Source organism: Neisseria bacilliformis (assembly GCF_014055025.1).
Taxonomy (GTDB): domain Bacteria; phylum Pseudomonadota; class Gammaproteobacteria; order Burkholderiales; family Neisseriaceae; genus Neisseria; species Neisseria bacilliformis.
Genome location: NZ_CP059571.1, coordinates 251,122 through 272,248, shown reverse-complemented (window position 1 = coordinate 272,248; position 21,127 = coordinate 251,122). Strand labels below are relative to the sequence as shown.

Sequence of the window (21,127 nt, the reverse complement as noted above, 5' to 3'; positions counted from 1 at the left end):
GGGCGGCAATCTTTTCAGACTGCCTTATCCGTCAAAAGCGGCACGCCGCTCATGGCCGACACCGCCGCAACGTAGGCCGCCGTTTTCGGCGGCAGCACCAGGCCGCGCACGATGGTGAGGTTGCGCAGGAGCGGGAACAGCAGGATGTCTTCCATCCCCGCCGCTTCGGCCGATGCGGGCGTGGCAATCAGGGGTTCCAGCTCCGCCAGGTCGGCATCGAGCTGCGCCAGATAGCGGCCGGTCGCTTCCAGATTTTCGGCGAAATCCCCGATCAGCTTTTGTTTGCGTTCGGTGAAATAGGCAACCGCCGAGGGCGTGGCGAATTCGGGGAAACCGGCCAGCACGTCGCGCGGCTGGATGAGTTTGTTGGCGTATTGGCCGACTTTGTCCAACCATGCCTGAATTTCGGGGCGCACGGCCTCTTTCAGACGGCCTTTGCCCGCAGTTTCATCGATATGGCGCACGATGTCGAGGCTCTCGCCCATAAACGTGCCGTCGTCTTTTTCCAGAATCGGAAGCTGTTTCGCCCCGATCATGCGGATGGGGGTGGCTTCATCATCGTTTTGCAAAAAAATCTGCTGCACCGCCACGCCGCGCAGGCCGAAAATCATGCGGGCGCGCACGCAGAAGGGGCAGTGGTCGTAGATGTAGAATTTCATTTTTTTGTCTCCTTGCTGGGGCGGCAAAACGGGGAAACAGGCCGCCGCCGAAGGCCGCGCGAATCATACCGCCAAACCGGCAGGTTGCCAAAGCGTTGTTTCAAATAAACAATTAACTATTTTTTACAAAATATGTGCTGAAAATTTAATCAAATGTTTATTGTTGTTTTTTATGGGGTATTTTTTCAAAAATAAACAAACGGCAGGAAAACCCGACTAATGGCAGGCTATGTTGCCTGAAATTTAAGCAGCGCGGCGGTTTACTTAATTAAACCGCAGGCATATACTGCGCCCAACTTTACCGCCGCCCCTCCGGCCGGTAACCGTTGCCGGGCGGTCCGGCATAAAAACCACATCACATTATCGAAACGGCGGAAACCGTCGGCTTGGTTCAGCAGCAGTCCGGTTTCCCTTACTAACTTGTTATCCTTTGGAGTGTATTATGAATTACGATAAAGCAGTATCGGAAATGTTGAACGTGGACGGCGCACTGGCTGCGGCCGTTGTCGATTTTGAAAGCGGCATGATGCTGGCCGGCGGCGGCTCGCCCTCCATCGACCTCGAAATCGCCGCTGCAGGCAACACCGAAGTGGTCAGCGCGAAGATGAAAACCATGAAAATGCTCGGCCTCAACGATGTGATCGAAGACATCCTGATTACCTTGGGCAAACAATACCACCTCATCCGCCCTCTGAAAAAACACGAAGGCCTGTTCCTCTACTCCGTATTGGACAAATCCAAATCCAACCTGGCTCTTGCCCGCCGCTCTTTGGTCGACGTGGAACGCAACCTCAGCTAATCCGATTTTCCGCCCGAAGGCATCCGGTTTTTCCGGATGCTTTTTTGTTTTCAGAAACGGCATCCCCGCGTCGGCGGAGACGGCCTGCATAGAAGGCGCAAAGGCCGCCTGCAAACGCCCGCCGGCTTAGCGCAGCGGCGGCCTTTGGGCTACAATGCCCCGTCTTTTTTCCGCATTCGGATTCGGAGTGTTTTATGGTTGGCACGGTTTCGCCCAACGGCAAAGAGGATTTTCAGACGGCCTCTTCATGGTTTGCGCAATATGCCGCCGCGCAGGATGCGGCGCAGCAGACGATGCTGGAACAGGCACTGGCTCTGGCGCAGGCCGCCTACCCCGCCGATGCCGCCACGCCGATGGGCGAGCCGCTGCTGGCGCACCTTTTGGAAACGGCGCGGACGGTGGCGCAGATCGATCTGCTGCCCGAAGCCGCCGCCGCCGCCGTGCTGGCCGACGTATCGTCCTACCGCGAAGGCTGGTATGAAGAGGTGGCGGAGAAATGCGGCAAAACCGTGGCCGATCTGGTGCGCGGCATCGACGAGGTGCAAAAGCTCACCCATTTCGCCCGCATGGACAGCCTCGCCACGCCCGAAGAACGCGCGGCGCAGGCGGAAACCATGCGCAAGATGCTGCTGGCGATGGTGTCCGACATCCGCGTGGTCATCATCAAACTGGCGATGCGCACGCAAACCCTGCATTTTCTCGGCGGCGTGCCCGACAGCCCCGAAAAACGCGCCATCGCCAAGGAAACGCTCGACATTTTCGCGCCGCTGGCCAACCGTTTGGGCGTGTGGCAGCTCAAATGGCAGCTCGAAGACTTGGGCTTCCGCCATCAAAATCCTGAAGAATACCGCCGCATCGCCCGCCTTTTGGACGAAAAGCGCACCGAGCGGCTCGAATACATCGACCATTTCCTCGACACACTGCGCACCGAGCTGGCGCGGCACGGCGTGCGCCATTACGACCTGGCCGGCCGCCCCAAGCACATCTATTCCATCTATAAAAAGATGGTCAAGAAAAAGCTGGATTTCGACGGCCTGTACGACATCCGCGCCGTGCGCATTCTGGTGGACAGCGTGGCCGAGTGCTACACCACGCTGGGCATCGTCCACAGCCTGTGGCAGCCGATTCCCGGCGAGTTTGACGACTACATCGCCAACCCCAAAGGCAACGGCTACCAGTCGCTGCACACCGTGATTGTCGGCCCCGAAGACAAAGGCGTGGAAGTGCAGATCCGCACCTTTGAAATGCACCAGTTCAACGAATTCGGCGTGGCCGCCCACTGGCGTTACAAAGAAGGCGGCAAGGGCGACGCGGCCTACGAACAGAAAATCGCCTGGCTGCGCCAACTGCTCGACTGGCGCGAAAACATGGCCGAAAGCGGCAAAGAAGACCTCGCCGCCGCCTTCAAAACCGAACTCTTCAACGACACCATTTATGTGTTAACGCCGCACGGCAAAGTGTTGTCGCTGCCCACCGGCGCAACACCCATCGATTTTGCCTATGCCCTGCACAGCAGCATCGGCGACCGCTGTCGCGGCGCGAAAGTCGAAGGCCAGATCGTGCCGCTGTCCACCCCGCTGGAAAACGGCCAGCGCGTCGAAATCATCACCGCCAAAGAGGGCGAGCCGTCGGTCAACTGGCTCTACGAAGGCTGGGTGAAATCCAACAAAGCGATTGCAAAAATCCGCGCCTACATCCGCCGCCAAAACGCCGATGCCGTGCGCGAAAACGGCCGCGCCCAACTCGACCGCCTGCTCGCCAAAATCCACCCCAAACCCAATCTGCAAGACCTGGCCGAAAACCTCGGCTTCAAAAAAACCGACGAGCTCTACACCGCCGTCGGACAAGGCGAAATCTCCGCCCGCGCCGTGCAGAAAGCCTGCGGCGCACTGGCCGAACCGCAGCCCGAAGCCGTCAGCGAAGAAAACATCGTGCGGCAGTCGAAAATCCAAAAAAGCAGCCGCAACGGCATTCTGGTGGACGGCGAAGACGGCCTGCTGACCACGCTGGCCAAATGCTGCAAACCCGCGCCGCCCGACGACATCGTCGGCTTCGTTACCCGCACCAAAGGCATTTCCGTCCACCGCGCAAGCTGCCCGTCGCTGCAAAAGCTGGCCGCCCAATCGCCGGAAAAAGTGCTGCCCGCCGCATGGAGCGGGGCGGACGGCAGCCAGGTGTTCGCCGTGGACATCGAAATCCGCGCCCAAGACCGCAGCGGCCTCTTGCGCGACGTGTCCGACAATCTGGCGCGGCACAAAATCAACGTAACCGGCGTGCAAACCCAGTCGCGCGATTTGGAAGCCAGCATGCGTTTCACCTTGGAAATCAGGCAGGTAAACGACCTGTCGCGCGTGCTGGCCGACCTTGGCGGCATACGCGGCGTGCTGTCGGTTACGCGGCTGTAAACGGTTTGGAGGCCGTCTGAAAACCGGTTTTAGCTACGCCGAAACTGTGTTTTCAGACGGCCTTTGATATTGGACTGGGACTTGTCGCCCCAGCGGCGCGCGCAGTCTCTGCCGCCAACCAAATTCGCGCTCTCCTCCCAAACCCAAACCGCGTGCGTGGCTTACGCCACACACCCTACCCCAACAATATAGGCCGTCTGAAAAATCAAAATACGCTTTTGGCTGCGCCGAAGCTGCGCTTTCAGACGGCTTCTGCCCCATCCCGCCCCTTTAGTAACACAAACTCACATAACTTGATAAAAACCCTCACTTTGCAGGCGGAATCTGCTATATTGCCCCGCACACACCGCCCGAGGGCGGCCTTCTTGTTTCAAACAGGTATCTGAATCATGACCTCAAACACCAAAAAATCGGCCTTTCTGGCCACCGGCCTGATGCTGTTCGCGCTGTTTTTCGGCTCGGGCAACCTGATTTACCCGCCCACGATGGGGCAGAACGCCGGTTCGGCCATCCTGCCCGCCACGCTGGGCTTTCTGATTACCGGCGTGGGGCTGCCGCTGATGGGCGTGCTGGCGATTGCCTACTCCAATTCGCACGACGTGCAGGACCTGGCCGGACGCGTGGCCAAGTGGTACGGCATTGTGTTTGCCGTGGTGCTGTATCTGGCCATCGGCCCCCTGTTTGTGTCGCCGCGCAATGCCACGGTTGCCTTCGACATCGCCATCCAGCCCTTTTTGGGCGACGATGCGCAACTGAAAGCGCGTTCGACCAACATTCTGTTTTCGTTGGGGAAATATCAGATTTCCGAATTGCAGGCATGGCTGGCGGGCTTTGCCACACTGTTTTTCGCCGTGAGCTACTGGCTGTCGGTGTCGCCCGGCAAGCTGGTGGACCGCGTGGGCAAGGTGCTCACCCCCGCGCTGCTGCTGTCCATCGCCGTTTTGGTGGTGTACGCCGCGATTTTCCCGATGGCTCCCTTGCAGCCGCCCTCGGCCGAATACGCCGCAACCCCGATGGTGAAGGGGCTGATTGCGGGCTACGGCACGATGGACGCGCTCGCCTCGCTGGTGTTCGCCATCATCGTGATTGACGCGGTGCGCGGCATGGGCTACGAGAAAAAAGAAGAGGTGCTCTACCTCACCTCCCGCGCCGGCATCGTCGCCATCACCTTCCTCGCGCTGGTGTACGCCTTTGTCGCCTACATGGGCGCGAGCAGCGTCGGCCAAATCGGCATGCAGGAAAACGGCGCGGTGGTGCTGGCCAAAGCGGCGAATTTCTATTTCGGCGCGCCGGGCAACATCCTCTTGGCGGTGATTGTGCTGCTGGCCTGCCTCTCCACCTCCGTCGGCCTGATTACCTCCTGCGGCGAATACTTCGCCCGCCTGATTCCGCAGGTGTCCTACCGCAACTGGATCATCATCTTCACCCTGGTTTCGCTGGCCTTTGCCAATGTCGGCCTCACCGGCATCGTGAAATTCTCCGTGCCCGCGCTGATGCTGCTGTACCCGCTGACGATGGTGCTGATTATCCTGGCCTTTTTGGATAAATTCTTCGGCTCTCGGCGCATCGTGTACGCCGCCACCATGCTCGGCACCGCCCCCGTCGCCATCATCGACGGCTGGCGCACTCTGCACGGCATGTTGGAGCAGTCCAAAGACGACTGGATTATGCAGGCCGACGCCTACCTCACCGGCGCGCTGCCGCTCTACCCGCAGGGCTTGGGCTGGATGCTGCCCGCCGCCGCCGGTTTCCTCATCGGGCTGGTGCTGGCGAAAATCTTTGTGAAGAAACAGGCCGTCTGAACAGGCGCAGAGGCCGTCTGAAAGCGCAGCTTCGGCGTTTTCAGACGGCCTCTTTCCATTGCGCCGCGCTTACCCACAAAATCTGTGGATAAGTCTGTGGGCAAACTATGGGCAAGCGGCAAAAACCCTTTGCCCGCAACCGCCCGAGCCGCCCTGCCCAAAAAACATACAAACTATAAAACATTTAAAATCAAACAGATAAAGCAAAACCCGCATCAGAGGCCGTCTGAAAAAAGCAAATTGCCAAGCAAAACAAAGCGGTGGAAAAATGTGCATAAAACCCGCTTGACAGACCCGTTTCCCGCCCGCGCCGCCGCCGCAAAAACGCGGCAGAAAATTTTCAGACGGCCGCAAATAAGGGTGGAAAACGCCCGCCAAAATCCGCCGTTTCACGCTACAATCTGCCATCATTTCTTAACAAATCCCACAACAAAAGAGAGACCGCCACTATGAAAGCCTCCCGATTCTTCATCTCCACCCTCAAAGAAGCTCCCGCCGAAGCCGCGCTGGCCAGCCACAAGCTGATGATCCGCGCGGGTCTCATCAAAGCCAACGCCTCCGGCCTCTACACCTGGATGCCGATGGGCTTGCGCGTGTTGCGCAAAGTCGAGCGCGTGGTGCGCGAAGAGATGGAACGCGCGGGCAGCGTCGAGCTGCTGATGCCCGTCGTCCAGCCCGCCGAATTGTGGCAGGAATCCGGCCGCTGGGAGTTTTACGGCAAGGAACTCTTGCGCCTGAAAGACCGCCACGAGCGCGATTTCTGCATGGGGCCGACCTGCGAAGAAGTCATTACCGACATCGTGCGCAAAGAAATCACCAGCTACAAGCAGCTTCCCAAAAACTTCTACCACATCCAAACCAAATTCCGCGACGAAGTGCGCCCGCGTTTCGGCGTGATGCGCGCGCGCGAATTTGTGATGAAAGACGCCTACTCCTTCCACGCCGACTACGAATCGCTGGTGCGCGACGGCTACCAGCCCATGTACGACGCCTACTGCCGCATCTTCGACCGACTCGGCCTGAACTACCGCCCCGTGGCCGCCGACACCGGCAGCATCGGCGGCACGGGTTCGCACGAGTTCCAAGTGCTGGCCGAGAGCGGCGAAGACGTCATCGCATACAGCGACGCATCCGACTACGCCGCCAATATCGAGCTGGCGCAGACCCTGCGCTTGCAGGGCGAGAGGAGGCCGTCTGAAAAAGCGTTGGAAAAAGTGTCCACCCCGAATGTGAAAACCATCGAATCGCTGGTGCGGTTTTTGAACATTCCCGTCGAGCAGACGCTGAAATCCATCGTGGTCGAGGGCGAAAACGAGGGCGAAATCGTGCTGCTGCTGCTGCGCGGCGACCACGAGTTCAACGACATCAAAGCCGAAAAGCTCGCGGGCGTAAAAGCCCCGCTCACCTTCGCCGCGCCCGAACTTATCCGCGCCCAATTCGGCGCGGACGGCGGCTCGCTCGGCCCGGTCGGCTTTAAAGGCAAGGTTTACGCCGATTTCGCCGTCGAAAAAGGCGCGGACTGGGTGATCGGTGCCAACGACAACGGCTGGCACTACACCGGTTTCAACTTCGGCCGCGACGCCGCCGAGCCCGAATTTGCCGATTTGCGCAACGTGGTTGAGGGCGACCCCAGCCCGTGCGGCAAAGGCAGCCTGAAACTGGCGCGCGGCATCGAAGTCGGCCACGTGTTCCAACTGCGCGACAAATACTCCGCCGCCATGAACGCCGCGTTTTTGGACAGCAACGGCAAGTCGCAAATCATGGAAATGGGCTGCTACGGCATCGGCATCACCCGCATCGTCGCCGCCGCCATCGAGCAGAACAACGACGGGCGCGGCATCATCTGGACCGACGCGATGGCACCCTTCCAAGCCGTCATCGTGCCGATGAACTACAAAAAATCCGACGCCGTGCGCGAAGCCGCCGACAAAATTTACGCCGAACTCTGCGCTGCCGGCGCGGACGTGCTGCTGGACGACCGCGACGAACGCGCCGGCGTGCTGCTGGCCGACTCCGAACTGCTCGGCATCCCGCACCGCATTGTGATCGGCGACCGCGGCCTGAAAGAGGGCAAAGTCGAATACGCCCGCCGCACCGACAGCGAGGCGCAAAGCGTGGCGGTGGAAGAAGCGGCAGCGAAAGTATTGGCGGCTTTGCGGGCGTAAAACAAACAGGCCGTCTGAAAAACACGTTTTTCAGACGGCCTAAACATAACAGGCGTTCCGTTGATGACCGAACCCACGCCGGAATCGCAACCGAAGCTGCTACGCAGCCATCCCCCGCCCGATCCCGCCGAAGTGCGCGAATGGGCGTTCTCCGACCACATCCCGATATGGTTTTATATCTGCATGCTGGTTTGCATGCTCTGCCTGTCAAGATTCCTTATTGACATTACGTTCTTTGTCAAATATCCCGACTCCCGCATCGTGTTCAGCGGCGGCGGGGGCAGCGATTTGAACATTGTTTCGACACTGGTACTGCTCGTTTTCACCTTTTCCTGCGGCGGCCTGTCGCTGCTGATCCTGTATTTCGATCCCGTCTGGCAATACACCCGAAAACGGCGCGAATTCATCCGCCTCGAAGACGACGGCATCCGCTTCGACACCCTGACCAGCGGCAAGCGTTTTTTACGCTGGGAACACATCTGCAATGCAAAAGTACTTTGTTATAGGAGCGGCGAGGGATCACTGCTGGAACTTTTCCTGTATATCGAACACGACGCGCGCCGCTACGGCTCCAACCGCATCATCACCGCCGAAACCTGCCTGGATCTGCTGCTCATTACCCCGAGCTATCCCTTCACCCGCCAATGCGACACCGCCTACGCGCTGGCCAAAGTCATCCGCAGCCGCGCCACCCACCCCGCCGCCAAACACGATGAGGCCGTCTGAAAAACGGCAAAACGGTTTTTGGCTGCGCCGAAACTGCGTTTTAACTTTGTTGAAGCTCCGCTTTCAGACGGCCTCTGCCGCTGTGTAGGGTGTATGCGCAAGCCGCGCACGCGGTTGCGGGGGCACGGGCATTTGGCGCGGACATGCTGCCGGCCGATTCCGAGCTGCTCGGCATCCCGCACCACATCGTGATTGGCGACCGCAGCCTGAAAGAGGGCAAAGTCGAATACGCCCGCCGCACCGACAGCCAAGCGCAAAGCGTGGCGGTGGAAGAGGCGGCGGCGAAAGTGCCGGCGGCGTTATAGTCGAACAAAATAAAAGATACCCATCGTAGGCCGGGCTTCAGCCCGGCTAACTCACTATTTATCCGATATTTTGCCGGGCTGAAGCCCGGCCTACATCAGATACTTTTGATCTGTATCCGCTATATAAAGTCTAGTCAAAGCAAAAGCAGCCTGAAAACCGAAATGCCGGTTTTCAGGCTGCTTTGTTCCGCCGGTACGGTGTACCCTGCACGTCCTTATTTGATGTTCAGCGGAATGCGGTACAGGCGTGTGGCGTCGGTTTGGCCGTTGGGCAGGCGTTTGGGAACGATGGTGTGGTCGTCTTTGGAATCGATGCCGAAATCGTCATCGTTGATGATCCACAGCGTTTTGCCGCCGTCGGCAACCCACATGCCTTCAAATTTGGACGACTGGAAGTCCACGTCTTTTTTCACGTCGCTCACCAGCGTTTTGCGCACGGGTTTGATGCCTGCGGCGGCGAGTTCTTCCCATGAATTTTCTTCGATGGCTTTGCCGTTTACTTTCAAGCCGGTTGCGCTGTCGGCGGGGTCGGACACGTCGGTTGCGCCGTTCAAATCAATCAGGTAAACGTGTTTCACGTCTTTGCCGTTGTGTTCGTCCACCAAAAAGCGGTGCTCGTCGATGGCGCGGATTTCGGAGTTTTTCCAAAAATCGCCGCCTTGCTGATACAGATATTGTTTGGTTTTGCCCGTTGCCAGGTCAAACATCAAAATGCGCGTTACCGATTTATTTACCACCGCCTGCTTGCTCGGGTTGTACAGCGCGGACTGCATGATGCCCACCAGCACGCGGTTGCTCGGCGTGGTGGTGATGCCTTCCATGCCGCGATTGGGGCGCAGATGCCCGAGCATCGCAGGCAGGCGGCGGCCGGTGGTGTGCACGCCGCGCGGGCTCATGCGTTCCAGCTCGATGCCGTTGCGGTCAAAATGTACGATGTGCGGGCCGTATTCGTCGGACACCCAGAATGTGCCGTCGCGCATCACCGCCAGCCCTTCGCTGTCGATGCCGGTTTTGTCGCGCTGCAAAAGCTGGTGGTTTGCATCCACTACGGTTTCTTTGGATGTGCCGTAGCCTGCGGGGTTGGGCAGGCCGGTGAGCGGTTTGCCGTGGGCGTCTCTCAGCGGGATGTCGCGCAGTTTTTTAATTTTGCCATTGGCTTGGATTTCAAAATGCCCGATGCTGGGCGTGAAATGCGGCAGCAGGAAGATTTTGACATCTTCACCGCCGTCGGCATTGGGGCCGCGGTCGGTTAAGCCGTAGAAACGGTTGGGGTTTTGCGGGTCGGCATCAATGGATGAGCCGTAGCCTTTGTAAAACGGCACGCCCTGCACCTCGCCCAGCTTTTCTACAGGCATGGGCAGGGTTTCGGCAAGGGCTTGGTGGGCGAGGAGCAGGCTGGCAAGGGCAGCCAGAATTGTTTGTTTCATGATTTTCCTTTGTTAATTTGAAACAAGATTTGCTAAGGGGGTGATATTTTAATTCATTTTTCATTAAGGGAGAAAGGGGCAAAGCTAGACAGACTGAAATCGGGCGTGCTTTAAACGGGAAAAGCCGCGCATGCGGTTGCGGGTTGGCGGGATACGCGGGCATTTGGTGCGGAACAGGGAACGCGTGCGCCGCCTCGGGGCAGCACACCCTGCGTATGGTTCGGGCATTGCCTGGGGCGCGGCTCATGCCGGAGGCCGTCTGAAAACCGATATTCCGGTTTTCAGACGGCCTTTTTTGTTTTCAAACCGTGGGTTTAAAAGGTATGCCGCAGCGAGAGGGTGTAGCTGCGCGGGGTGCCGTAGACGTGGATGTCGGGCATGGTTTTGTAGTATTTGTTGCCGATGTTTTCGGCGTAGAGCGATACGGTGGTGCTTTTGCCGACGCGGTATTTGGCCATCAGATCGACGGTGGCGTAGGCGCGCTGGGTGAGGGCGGCTATGGCGTCGGGTTCGCTTACTTCGGGGCGGTTGAGGGCGTCGGTGATCGCACTCTGCCAGTTGAGGTTGCCGCCGAGGGTGAGGCGGTCGCTTAGGTCGTAGCTGGTGAAGAGTTTGAACAGGTGCACGGGGTAGGAGGCTTTGATTTGCCTGCCCTGGCTGTCTTTGGTTTTGGAGCGGGCGTAGGAGGTGTTGATCAGCCAGCGGTCGGTGAGGCGGCCGCTGAGGGAGATTTCGCCGCCGGTGTTTTTGGTGTGGTCGGTGGCGCGGTAGTAGCTTTCGCCGTTGCGCAGGCGTCCGGCATAGATGCCGAGGTTGTCGCGGCGGTTTTGGTAGACCGAGAGGGCGGCGTTCAGACGGCCTTCAAACCACGCGCCTTTGAGGCCGGCCTCGTAGGTTTTGCCTTCGAGGGGGTCGAGCGCGTCGCCCGAGGCGGAGAGGTAGCGCACCTGCGGACGGAACACGGTGGTGTAGCTGGCGTAGGCGGTGAGGTTGGGGGTGAAGTCGTAGGTTGCGGCGAGGTAGGGCACGAAGATGGTTTTGCCGCGTTTGGTATCGACGAAGCGGCTGCGGCTGGTGATGTAGCGGTATTTCCAGTCGGTCCAGCGGCCGCCCGCAATCAGCGACCATTTGCCGGTGAGTTTGAAGCGGGTGGAGGCGAAAACGGAAAGGTTGCGGCTGTGTTCGAGGCCGTCGCGGCGGTAGGCAATGTCGGGTTTGGCGACATTGCCGTCAAACAGGCGCAGATCGGGCACGGGCACTTCGGGCTCGGTGTAATACGAGGGGGTGTCTTTGCTGTTGAGATAGCTGATGCCGCCTGCAAAGTCGTGGTTGCGGCCGAACAGCGGGTATTGGCCGTCGAGTTTGAGCGAGAAATTGTGTTCTTTCAGACGGCCTTTGTCGAAATCGGCGCTGACGACGCTGGAAAAGTCGGAGGCGATTTCGTAGGTGCCGGCGATGCCGGAGAGCATTTCGCTTTTGTTGCGGATGTAGCTGTAATCGCCTTTGAGCGTCCAGCCGTTGCCGAATTCGTGGCGCAGCGAGGCGAACAGTTCGGCGGAGTTTTCGCGGCCGTATGCCCAGCGGGCGGAGGAGTTTTTGCGCGGGTCGGCGTTAAAGGGTTTGAAGCCGTCGTATTCGTCGCCGGCGATGGTGAGGAAGCCGAAACGCGAGCTGCCCCTGTTGCGGTCGGTGTGGATTTCCGCGCCCGCGCTGATTTGGGTGTTCGGGGCGGGGTCGTAGGCGAGGATGCCGTAGAGCGTGTGGTTGTGGCGCGAGGTGTGGGGCAGGTAGTCGCCGCCGTGGTCGCCGACAAACACGGCGCGGCCGCGCAGGGTTTTGGCGGCGTTCAGGGGCGCGTTGGCATCGAGCATCAGGCGGTAGTGTTTCCACGAGCCAATGTCGGCTTCAATGGTGGTTTCGGCTTTGGCGTGCGGCTTTTTGCGGGTGAGCGCGATCGTGCCGGAGGGTTCGCCCCAGCCGCCGTTGGCGAGGCCGCTTGCGCCGCGTATCACGGCCACTTCTTCGTATAACGCGCTGTCGAGATTGTTGGTGGCGCGGCGGATGGCTTTGCTTTCATAGAGGAATTTGGATTTGCCGTCTACCGTGATGCTGTCGATTGCGCCGCCGCGCGCAGCAAACTGGCTGTCGCCGGTGGCGTTGTTGCCCATTTTGCTGTGATACACGCCCGGCACTTGTTTGAGCACCTCCTGCAAGGTTTCCAGGCTTTGGTCGGCTATCTGTTTTTCGGTGATGACGGAGAGGGACTGCGGTGTTTCGCGCTGGGTGAGCTTCATGCCGGTGGCGGCGGAAGAGGCGGGCACGGTGTAGTTGCGCGTGTGCTGCTTGGCGGTTTCGCGCACATAAACGTCGGCCACTTCGCCGCTTTCAACGGGGGCGGCGGGGGTTTCGGCGGCGGCGAGGGCGGGCAGCAGGAGCAGTGCGGCGGATACGGCCTGCGCAAGGTGGGACGGGCGGTTTGCGGGCATGACAGTTCCTTAAAGATTTTGCGTGATAATGTAAAAACGGAAAAATTTTATCAAAAGAACGCAAACTGTCAAGGCGTATAACGTAACAGGAAACAGGCGGCAAAACTGCGTGGTGTGGAGGCGTTGCGTCGCCAAACACAAAAAAGCGCCGTCATTCCCGTGCAGGCGGGAATGACGGCGTTTGGAAGTGTCCGAGGTTTTGCAAGGATTGCAGGCGGCCGCTTGGCAGAAAACAGAGACCGCGTGCGTGGCTTGCGCCATACAGCCTACACAGTGGCAAGAGGCCGTCTGAAAAACGGGTTTTGTTTTTGGCTGCGCCGAAACCCTGTTTTAACTTCGTTGAAGCTGCGCTTTCAGACGGCCTTTTTGCAATAAACAGCCGTATCCGCGTGCGTGGCTTGCGCCACACACCCTACGCAGCGGCAAGAGGCCGTCTGAAAGGCTGTGCGTTTTGGCTGCGCCGAAGCTCCGCTTTTCAGACGGCCTCTTGCCGTATGGCGTGGCGGGTTTACTGTTTGTCGCGGTCTTTCCAGAAGTAACGCCAAACGAAGCCGGGGAAGGCAGCGACGGCGAAGAGGCAGACGGTTACGGCGTAAAACTCCCAGCCCTGCGGGTGGACGGGGCCGGTGCGGCTTTCGAGCAGATAGGCCAGGGCGGCGGTGAGGGCGTAGGCGGCGGCCAGTTCGAGCAGGTGGTGGCCGGCGTGTTTGCGCGGCAGGAGTTTGAGGCCGAACAGGCGGGGGGTGAGGAAGGGGAGGTTGGCCAGCAGGAAGGCAAGGGCGAGCAGGGTGTACATGGGGGCGGTCATGGGGTGTCCGTGTGTGTTTCGGGTATGTGTGTTGCGGCTGCGCCGAGGCCGCGTTTTACGGCGGATGAGGATAAAACAAGCATTTGCGCGGGCAGGGGAAACGCGTTTTCAGACGGCCTTTTTGATTGTGCAGGCCGTCTGAAAAACAGCATTCGGCCTTTTCAGACGGCCTATTTTACCTTTGCCCACCAGGTCTGCAACGCCCAGGCGGCGGGGGTGTAATACTTGGGCGGGCGGGCGGGAACGCCGAGGGCGGCGCGGCGGATGACGCGGTGGCGGTCGGTGTACCAGTTGGGGACGATGATGTACTGGTGGCGCAGCACGCGGTCGAGGGCGCGGGCGGCGGTGGTGAGTTCGGCGCGGTCGGCGGTGCGGCCGAAGCGGGGGAGCAGGGCTTCCACGGCAGGATGGCACAGGCCGGCGAGGTTGCGGCTGCCGGGGGTTTTGGCGGCGGCGCAGGAGAAATAACCGGCCTGTTCGTTGCCGGGGCTTTGGCTTTGGCCGTACACGGCGGTGGTGAGGTCGAAATCGAAGTTGTCGAGGCGTTTTTGGTACACGGAGGCATCGACGGTGCGGGCGTTGAGGGTGATGCCGATTTTGGCGAGGTCGCGCTGCCATTTGGCGATGACGCGCTCGAAGAGTTTGTTGCCGATGAGGAATTCCAACACCAGCGGCTCGCCTTTGGCGTTGGTAAGCACGCCGTTGCGGTAGCGGTAGCCCGCTTGCAGCAGCAGGGCGCGGGCGGCGATCAGGTTGGGGCGGATGCCGAGGACGGGGTCGCTTTTGGGCGGAACGGGGGCGGGTTGGGTGAACACTGCTTCGGGCAGGTGTTGTTTCAGCGGGGCGAGCAGGGCGGTTTCGGCGGCGTCGGGCAGGCCGGCGGCGGCCATCGGGCTGTTGGTGAAGAAGCTGGGGCTGCGGCGGTAGGCGTTGTACATCATGCGGCTGTTGACGTTTTCAAAGTCGAAGCTGAGGATGAGGGCGCGGCGCACGCGGATGTCGGCGAGGGCGGCGCGGCGTTGGTTCATCACGAAGCCCTGCATGCCGGCGGTGTTGCTGTGGGGCAGCTCGGCTTTGGCCAGGCCGCGTTTTTGCAGGGCGGCCTCGGGGTAGGCGCGCGCCCAGGCGCGGGCGGAGGTTTCCTGCGAGAAGTCGTAGCGGCCGGCCTTCACGCCTTCGGCCAGCACGGCATTGTCGCGCACATAGTGCAGGCGCACGGTGTCGAAGTTGTACATGCCGCGCCGCGCGGGCAGGTTTTGCGCCCAGTAGTTTTTGTCGCGCGAGAACACGGCGAGGCGGCCGGATTCGGTTTTGGCCAAACGATAGGGGCCCGAGCCGATCGGGGCTTGGCCGCCGCCTTTTTCCAGCCCCTGCGGGTAGCTTTTGCGCGAGAACACGGGGAGCTGGCCGAGGATGAGGGGCAGTTCGGCGTTTTTGCGTTTGAAACGGAAAACCAGGGTGCGCGGCGCGGGGGTTTCCACGGCAGCCACATCCGCCCAATACAGTTTCCACATCGGGGAGGCGGCGGCGTCGCGGGTGAGCAGGCGGAAGGATTCGGCGGCATCGGCGGCCAGCACGGGGTCGCCGTTGTGGAAGCGGGCGGCGGGGTTGAGAGTGAAGGTTACGGAAAGACCGTCGGGGGCGACGGCGGCGTCGCGGGCAATCAGGCCGTACATGGCGAAGGGGTCGTCGCCGCCTTCGGCCATCAGCGTGTCGAGCGTGAGCAGGGAAACGCCGGATTCGGGCGTGCCTTTGAGCGTGAACGGGTTGAGCGTGTCGAAGCTGCCGGGCAGCGGCATGGCAAAGGTGCCGCCCTTGGGCGCGGCGGGGTCGGCGTAGGCGAAATGGGTGAAACCGGCGGGATACAGCGGCTTCTGCCCCAAGCCCAGCGCGTAATCGGCGCAGGCGGGCGCGGCGGCAAACAAAAGGGCGGCGGCAAAGGCAGGCAGGGCGTTCATGGCGGGTTTTCAGACGGCCTCATGGGTTTTCAGACGGCCTCATTAAAAAGAAGGCGGCATTTTAACCGCTTTTGCCGCCCGTCTTTTGAGGCCGTCTGAAAATAAGGCCGTCTGAAAACCGCCGACGCGCCCGTGCAAACTCGGCTATAATCGCGCCCGTTTTATCCGGCCAACCAAACGCATATAAAGGACAAGCAAATGGGCTTTCTGCAAGGCAAAAAAATCCTCATCACCGGCATGATTTCCGAACGCTCCATCGCCTACGGCATCGCCCGCGCCTGCCGCGAACAGGGCGCGGAGCTGGCCTTCACCTATGTGGTGGACAAACTCGAAGAGCGCGTGCGCAAAATGGCCGCCGAACTCGGCTCGGATTTGGTATTCCGCTGCGACGTGCAAAGCGACGGCGAAATCGACGCGCTGTTTGCCGACCTCGGCAAATCCTGGGACGGCCTCGACGGCCTCGTCCACGCCATCGCCTTCGCCCCCAAAGAAGCCCTCGCGGGCGACTTTCTCGACAGCATCAGCCGCGAAGCCTTCCAAACCGCTCACGACGTGTCGGCCTACAGCCTGCCCGCGCTGGTGAAGGCCGCCCGCCCGATGATGAAAGGCCGCAATGCCGCCGTCGTCGCCCTCACCTACCTGGGCGCGGTGCGCGCCGTGCCCAACTACAACGTGATGGGTCTGGCCAAAGCCAGCCTCGAAGCCGCCATACGCTTCACCGCCGCCTCCGTCGGCCGCGACGGCATCCGCTGCAACGGCATCTCCGCCGGTCCCATCAAAACCCTCGCCGCCTCCGGCATCGCCGACTTCGGCAAACTGCTCAAACACGTCGCCGACCAAAACCCCCTCGGCCGCAACGTAACCATCGAAGAAGTGGGCAACGCCGCCGCCTTCCTGCTCTCCGACCTCGCCTCCGGCATCACCGGCGAAATCACCTACGTCGACGGCGGATACAGCATCAACGCCCTCTCCGTGGTGTAACCCGCCCAAACAGCGGCGCAGGCAACGTCCCGCGCCGTTTTTTTTCACCTTAGAACCTGTATTCAAGGAAACCGCCATGACCGTCAGCATCAGCGGCATCACCGTCGCCAACAACGCCCCCTTCGTCCTCTTCGGCGGCATCAACGTCATCGAAGACCTCGACTCCACCCTCGCCGCCTGCGAAAAATACGTCGCAACCACCCGCAAACTCGGCATCCCCTACGTCTTTAAAGCCTCCTTCGACAAAGCCAACCGCTCCTCCGTCCACTCTTATCGCGGCGTCGGCCTCGAAAAAGGCATGGAAATCCTCGCCGCCGTCAAACGCGAATTCGGCGTGCCCGTCATCACCGACGTGCACGAACCCCACCAGTGCGCCCCCGCCGCCCAAGTGTGCGACGTCCTGCAACTGCCCGCCTTCCTCGCCCGCCAAACCGACCTCGTGCAGGCCATGGCCGCCACCGGCCGCGTCATCAACGTCAAAAAACCCCAGTTCCTCAGCCCCTCGCAGATGAAAAACATCGTCGAAAAATTCAAAGAAGCGGGCAACGGACAAATCATCCTGTGCGAGCGCGGCAGCAGCTTCGGCTACGACAACCTCGTCGTCGACATGCTCGGCTTCGGCGTCATGAAAAAAGACAACCCCGGCACCCCTGTCATCTTCGACGTAACCCACGCCCTGCAAACCCGCACCGCCGGCTCCGCCGCCTCCGGCGGCCGCCGCGCCCAAGCCCTCGAACTCGCCCTTTCCGGCATGGCCGCCGGCCTCGCCGGCCTCTTCCTCGAAGCCCACCCCGACCCCGACCGCGCCAAATGCGACGGCCCCAGCGCACTGCCCCTGGACAAACTCGAACCCTTCCTCACCCGCGTCAAAGCCGTGGACGACCTGGTCAAATCCTTCCCCCCGCTCGAAATCGCATAAACACGAGGCAAAAACCACGCAAAAGGCCGTCTGAAAACCGGTAAAACTGGTTTTCAGACGGCCTCTCTTATTATTTGTCAACCCATCGGTCATAAGATAAAATTCGCCGCCCTGAAAGGGAAAACAATTTTTAACCAATAATCAACCAAATAAAACAAAAAAAATATACGCTTTAATTTCTTGTTTGCAGCCGCCCTCGCCCTGCTACTTTCTGCCTGCGGCACGCTTACCGGCATTCCCGCCCACGGCGGCGGCAAACGGTTTGCCGTCGAGCAGGAACTCGTCGCCGCCTCCGCACGTGCGGCAGTGAAAAACATGGATCTGTCCGCCTTGCAGGGACGCAAAGCCGCCATCTATATTTCCGTCATGGGCGATCAGGGTTCGGGCACAATCAGCGGCGGACGCTATTCCCTCAGTGCGCTGATACGCGGAGAATACACCGCCGCTCCCGAAAACATCAGCGACTACGCCTACCCCACCGTCCGCACTTCCACCACCACCGCATCTTCCGGCCTCACCGGGCAGACGGATGCCGTCTCCGTCCTCAACGCTCCCGCAAGCTCGCGCAGCCAAACACGCGGCATCGGCAACAGCCGTTCGGCAGGCATTGCCGTCAACGGCCTCGGCGAATACCGCAACGAAACCCTCACCGCCAACCCGCGCGATACCGCCTTTCTCGACAACCTGATCCAAACCGTCTTCTATCTGCGCGGCGTGGAAATTGTTCCGAGTGCCTACGCCGATACCGACGTATTCGTTACCGTCGATGTCTTCGGCACCATCCGCAGCCGCACCGAACTGCACCTCTACAACGCCGAAAGCCTCAAAGCGCAAACCAAACTCGAATATTTCGCCGTTGACCGCAACAGCAGAAAACTGCTGATTGCCCCGACAACCAGCTCCTACGAAAGCGAATACCGCGAAAACTACGCCCTGTGGACAGGTCCGTTCAAAACCGTCAAAACCGTTAAACCTGCCGACGGCCTGATGATCGGTTTTGCCGGCATCCGCCCTTACGGCGGCGAAATACAAAGGCCGTCTGAAAAAGAATACGGCGGCTTTGAACGCGGCAAAAATGCACAAGAAGAAAACGAAACGCCCGTCGGCAACGACATCATCAACCGGCGCAGAAACGCACAGGGGAATAAAAAATGAAACAAGTCCTGTACAAACTGCAAACACTGCTGATTGCCGCCACCCTTTTTCTCGGTATCCTGCCCGGTGCCTTAGCCGATCCGCTGGCAGACATGATGCGGCTGCAACAGGACATCAAAGCCCGCGACTTTGAGCCGGGCGGCAAATACCATCTGTTCGGCAGTGCGCGCGGCAGCGTCAAAAACCGCCTCAACACATTAACCCCCGCATACCATTCGGCCTTAAATGTTGGCAGAGCCCAGTATGAAGGCGTCGTCCATTACGAAACCCGGTTTTCCAACCACGGATATGAAGAACACGCGCCTTTTCACCAGCACGACAGCCGCAGCAAATTCCAAGATGCGCCCGACCTCAGCGACGGCTTCGGCGTTTACCGCATCGAATGGACAGGCTCGGAAGTCCACCCCGCCGACGGCTACGACGGCCCGCAGGGCGGCGGCTATCCCAAGCCCAAAGGCGCGCGCGATATTTACAGCTACCATGTGAAAGGCTCGATTACCCGCATCAGGCCGCCCGCCATCGACGAACGCCCGTTCTCCGAACGCTGGCAGGAAGCCAACCGCAGCGCAACAGACAATTACATGCGCAGAATGCGGGAAAACCACGAACTGATGGTGCCGGTCAATCCCAAGCTGAATATGGCGGGTAATGCAGGAGAGCTTGTGCGCGGCATGATCGGGGCGGGCATTACCAACTTCTTCGCCACCGGATTTGAAGGATTGGGGCTTCCCGCCTTTGTCGGCAAAGGCAAAGAAATCGCCGCAGGCGCAGCCGACCAGTATATCAATGAAGGGCTTTCCCGCCTGCCGCGCGAATCCGCCCTGCATGCCGTTGAAAATTATGCCGATGCCGCCTTTGCCGCCCAAAGCGGCTATGCGAAGGCGCGGCAGCTGGCACGGGAATATCCGAATATTGCCGAAGTATTTGACGCGGCCGCCGAAAGTTTCGCCCTGCGCAACGCGGCCAAATACGGATTCAGTACGAAAAAACCGGCAAGTAGTGATTTTGCTGATGCGGCAAAGGGGAGATGGGAACAAGAAAATAATGATAGATACAAACAAACAGGAGGAGGTAGTAACTCCTCATCTGCCGATGAGTTATATGAAGAAATTAGAAACAATACAAAAGATATCTATGACATTGCAAAAAACACGGGATATAAAGTGCAAAACATTCAAAAAATAAAGGATCATGTATTTTATAATGAGCATTTATTGGATAAATATGTAGACTATGGAATCCCTCCTATTAGAGCAAGATTTGATAGTGATATTAATCAAGCACAAGCCTGGAAGAGATTGGAACAAGGTAACTTTACTAAAGAAGATACTACTTGGATGAAACATGAAATTGCGGAGAGATGGTATGAGAAAAAACATGACTCTGGATATTCTGCTGCACATGAAGCAGCAGAAAAAAAATGGACGGGTAATCCATGGGAAGGAAAAAAATGATTTTTTTACATGATGGTATTAAGTATATCGCCATAAGAAACACTGGAAATTCAGATAATTATTTAGCATTGGCTTTATCTGATAAACCGTGCGAGATAGAATTCCTACCTTTGGATTTAAATAGCACCAATCCTTCCATTACTAAAAATAATATTAAAAAACAGGTATATGAAGGAGTTATTCATATGCAAAAAAATACAAGAAAAAAAGTAAATATAAAAAAAATATATTATTTACAATCTGATAGCTATACAGATTCAATATATAAATTAATGATAATTGAACTCCTTAGCAGGATCATTAATCATGAACGTTTTATAGAGATTAATTCAGATCCTTATATAAAAATAAGGGGTTTAGGAAGCAAAATCACCAAAAACAGTGATAAGCTTCTGAAATGAAATTAAAAAACAAGTATCAAAAGTTCAGCAAAATTTCCGAACCGCAATTTCGTCAAATCCTGCGGCTGTTTGCTTTGGATTTGACCGCCTCCGATACTGCCGGGCTAACCGGTATCAGCGTCCGAAGCATCAACACGCCCTTTCTGAAATTGCGCCGGCGTTTGGCTGTCGAAAGCGAGCGGCAAACCCCTTTTGACGGCGTTGTGGAACTTGACGGATCTTACTTTGGCGCAAAGCGCATCCGTGGTAAACGCGGGCGCGGTGCCGGTGGCAAAACCATCGTTTCCGGCGTACTCAAACGGGGCGGCAAGGTCTATACGGAAATCGTTCCTGATGCGTCCAAAGCCACACTGCAAAAGGTAATACGCGGGCACATTTCTGTTGGGAGTGTCATCAATACTGATGGCCGGCGTGGTTATCACGGCTTGGTTGATATGGGTTTTGCAAAGCATTTCAGGGTGCGTCACGGGCAGAATGAATTTGCCCGCGGAGCGCGGCATATCAACGGTATCGAGTCGTTTTGGAGTGATGCAAAACACCGTCTGATACAATTTCACGGCGTAGCACGACATACGTTTTACCTGCACTTGAAAGAAACCGAATTCCGCTTTAATCACAGGCATGATGATTTGTACAAAGTGCTGCTGAAAATGTTGCGAAAAGATCCTTTGAAATGA

Annotated in this window: 16 protein-coding genes and 1 pseudogene; 12 read left to right on the top strand and 5 right to left on the bottom strand. The window is 58.6% G+C overall.

Features of this window, described 5'->3' with window-relative positions:
* Window positions 1–14: 14 nt before the first annotated feature.
* On the bottom strand, window positions 15–659 hold the full coding sequence (grxB, locus tag H3L91_RS01385; protein ID WP_007341622.1) for a glutaredoxin 2: 645 nt from the start codon (window positions 657–659) through the stop codon (window positions 15–17).
* Window positions 660–1,101: 442 nt separating this feature from the next.
* Between grxB and H3L91_RS01380 the strand changes: the two genes are divergently transcribed.
* The 6 genes and pseudogenes from H3L91_RS01380 to H3L91_RS01355 form a co-directional block, all read left to right on the top strand.
* Entirely contained in the window at window positions 1,102–1,458 is a 357-nt protein-coding gene (locus H3L91_RS01380) for a hypothetical protein (RefSeq protein WP_007341620.1), read from the top strand.
* A gap of 194 nt (window positions 1,459–1,652) precedes the next feature.
* A complete protein-coding gene (locus H3L91_RS01375; RefSeq protein WP_007341619.1) occupies window positions 1,653–3,863 on the top strand; it encodes a RelA/SpoT family protein in 2,211 nt (736 codons plus the stop codon).
* Window positions 3,864–4,252: 389 nt separating this feature from the next.
* Entirely contained in the window at window positions 4,253–5,665 is a 1,413-nt protein-coding gene (brnQ, locus tag H3L91_RS01370; RefSeq protein WP_007341617.1) for a branched-chain amino acid transport system II carrier protein, read from the top strand.
* A 449-nt stretch (window positions 5,666–6,114) separates the two neighbouring features.
* Window positions 6,115–7,830: a proline--tRNA ligase gene (locus H3L91_RS01365; protein ID WP_007341615.1), complete on the top strand. Its 1,716-nt coding sequence runs from the start codon at window positions 6,115–6,117 to the stop codon at window positions 7,828–7,830.
* 63 nt (window positions 7,831–7,893) lie between these two features.
* Window positions 7,894–8,556, top strand: a complete 663-nt coding sequence (locus H3L91_RS01360; protein ID WP_007341614.1) for a hypothetical protein — start codon at window positions 7,894–7,896, stop codon at window positions 8,554–8,556.
* 146 nt (window positions 8,557–8,702) lie between these two features.
* Window positions 8,703–8,861: pseudogene (locus H3L91_RS01355) on the top strand (His/Gly/Thr/Pro-type tRNA ligase C-terminal domain-containing protein); the annotation flags it as partial.
* A gap of 215 nt (window positions 8,862–9,076) precedes the next feature.
* Here H3L91_RS01355 and H3L91_RS01350 read toward each other — a convergent pair.
* The 4 genes from H3L91_RS01350 to H3L91_RS01335 form a co-directional block, all read right to left on the bottom strand.
* On the bottom strand, window positions 9,077–10,288 hold the full coding sequence (locus tag H3L91_RS01350) for an esterase-like activity of phytase family protein (RefSeq protein WP_007341612.1): 1,212 nt from the start codon (window positions 10,286–10,288) through the stop codon (window positions 9,077–9,079).
* A 314-nt stretch (window positions 10,289–10,602) separates the two neighbouring features.
* On the bottom strand, window positions 10,603–12,774 hold the full coding sequence (locus tag H3L91_RS01345; RefSeq protein WP_007341611.1) for a TonB-dependent siderophore receptor: 2,172 nt from the start codon (window positions 12,772–12,774) through the stop codon (window positions 10,603–10,605).
* Between the two features lie 508 nt (window positions 12,775–13,282).
* Complete coding sequence (locus H3L91_RS01340) at window positions 13,283–13,582, bottom strand: DUF2818 family protein (protein WP_007341608.1); 300 nt, start codon at window positions 13,580–13,582, stop codon at window positions 13,283–13,285.
* A 170-nt stretch (window positions 13,583–13,752) separates the two neighbouring features.
* Window positions 13,753–15,540: an extracellular solute-binding protein gene (locus H3L91_RS01335; protein WP_007341606.1), complete on the bottom strand. Its 1,788-nt coding sequence runs from the start codon at window positions 15,538–15,540 to the stop codon at window positions 13,753–13,755.
* 198 nt (window positions 15,541–15,738) lie between these two features.
* Between H3L91_RS01335 and fabI the strand changes: the two genes are divergently transcribed.
* The 6 genes from fabI (at window position 15,739) to H3L91_RS01305 (ending at window position 21,127) form a co-directional block, all read left to right on the top strand.
* Window positions 15,739–16,521, top strand: a complete 783-nt coding sequence (gene fabI / locus H3L91_RS01330; protein ID WP_007341605.1) for an enoyl-ACP reductase FabI — start codon at window positions 15,739–15,741, stop codon at window positions 16,519–16,521.
* Between the two features lie 76 nt (window positions 16,522–16,597).
* Window positions 16,598–17,440: a 3-deoxy-8-phosphooctulonate synthase gene (kdsA, locus tag H3L91_RS01325; RefSeq protein WP_007341604.1), complete on the top strand. Its 843-nt coding sequence runs from the start codon at window positions 16,598–16,600 to the stop codon at window positions 17,438–17,440.
* Window positions 17,441–17,620: 180 nt separating this feature from the next.
* Window positions 17,621–18,595 (top strand): hypothetical protein, encoded by a 975-nt coding sequence (locus H3L91_RS01320; RefSeq protein WP_007341603.1) that lies wholly within the window; start codon window positions 17,621–17,623, stop codon window positions 18,593–18,595.
* The gene (locus H3L91_RS01315; RefSeq protein ID WP_007341602.1) at window positions 18,592–20,049 is read left to right on the top strand and encodes a MafB family polymorphic toxin; all 1,458 of its coding nucleotides are present in this window, start codon (window positions 18,592–18,594) and stop codon (window positions 20,047–20,049) included. The genes H3L91_RS01320 and H3L91_RS01315 overlap by 4 nt, the downstream gene beginning before the upstream one ends.
* Window positions 20,046–20,450 (top strand): hypothetical protein, encoded by a 405-nt coding sequence (locus H3L91_RS01310; protein ID WP_182109851.1) that lies wholly within the window; start codon window positions 20,046–20,048, stop codon window positions 20,448–20,450. The genes H3L91_RS01315 and H3L91_RS01310 overlap by 4 nt, the downstream gene beginning before the upstream one ends.
* Window positions 20,447–21,127, top strand: coding sequence for an IS1595 family transposase (locus H3L91_RS01305; protein WP_007343968.1), 681 nt, complete (start codon window positions 20,447–20,449; stop codon window positions 21,125–21,127). Before H3L91_RS01310 ends, H3L91_RS01305 begins: the two co-directional genes overlap by 4 nt.

What these genes read in the sequence shown, in the direction of transcription:
- grxB (WP_007341622.1), bottom strand. Translation starts at nt 659, where the DNA reads ATGAAATTCTACATCTACGACCACTGCCCCTTCTGCGTGCGCGCCCGC.
- H3L91_RS01380 (WP_007341620.1), top strand. Translation starts at nt 1,102, where the DNA reads ATGAATTACGATAAAGCAGTATCGGAAATGTTGAACGTGGACGGCGCA.
- H3L91_RS01375 (WP_007341619.1), top strand. Translation starts at nt 1,653, where the DNA reads ATGGTTGGCACGGTTTCGCCCAACGGCAAAGAGGATTTTCAGACGGCC.
- brnQ (WP_007341617.1), top strand. Translation starts at nt 4,253, where the DNA reads ATGACCTCAAACACCAAAAAATCGGCCTTTCTGGCCACCGGCCTGATG.
- H3L91_RS01365 (WP_007341615.1), top strand. Translation starts at nt 6,115, where the DNA reads ATGAAAGCCTCCCGATTCTTCATCTCCACCCTCAAAGAAGCTCCCGCC.
- H3L91_RS01360 (WP_007341614.1), top strand. Translation starts at nt 7,894, where the DNA reads ATGACCGAACCCACGCCGGAATCGCAACCGAAGCTGCTACGCAGCCAT.
- H3L91_RS01350 (WP_007341612.1), bottom strand. Translation starts at nt 10,288, where the DNA reads ATGAAACAAACAATTCTGGCTGCCCTTGCCAGCCTGCTCCTCGCCCAC.
- H3L91_RS01345 (WP_007341611.1), bottom strand. Translation starts at nt 12,774, where the DNA reads ATGCCCGCAAACCGCCCGTCCCACCTTGCGCAGGCCGTATCCGCCGCA.
- H3L91_RS01340 (WP_007341608.1), bottom strand. Translation starts at nt 13,582, where the DNA reads ATGACCGCCCCCATGTACACCCTGCTCGCCCTTGCCTTCCTGCTGGCC.
- H3L91_RS01335 (WP_007341606.1), bottom strand. Translation starts at nt 15,540, where the DNA reads ATGAACGCCCTGCCTGCCTTTGCCGCCGCCCTTTTGTTTGCCGCCGCG.
- fabI (WP_007341605.1), top strand. Translation starts at nt 15,739, where the DNA reads ATGGGCTTTCTGCAAGGCAAAAAAATCCTCATCACCGGCATGATTTCC.
- kdsA (WP_007341604.1), top strand. Translation starts at nt 16,598, where the DNA reads ATGACCGTCAGCATCAGCGGCATCACCGTCGCCAACAACGCCCCCTTC.
- H3L91_RS01315 (WP_007341602.1), top strand. Translation starts at nt 18,592, where the DNA reads ATGAAACAAGTCCTGTACAAACTGCAAACACTGCTGATTGCCGCCACC.
- H3L91_RS01310 (WP_182109851.1), top strand. Translation starts at nt 20,046, where the DNA reads ATGATTTTTTTACATGATGGTATTAAGTATATCGCCATAAGAAACACT.
- H3L91_RS01305 (WP_007343968.1), top strand. Translation starts at nt 20,447, where the DNA reads ATGAAATTAAAAAACAAGTATCAAAAGTTCAGCAAAATTTCCGAACCG.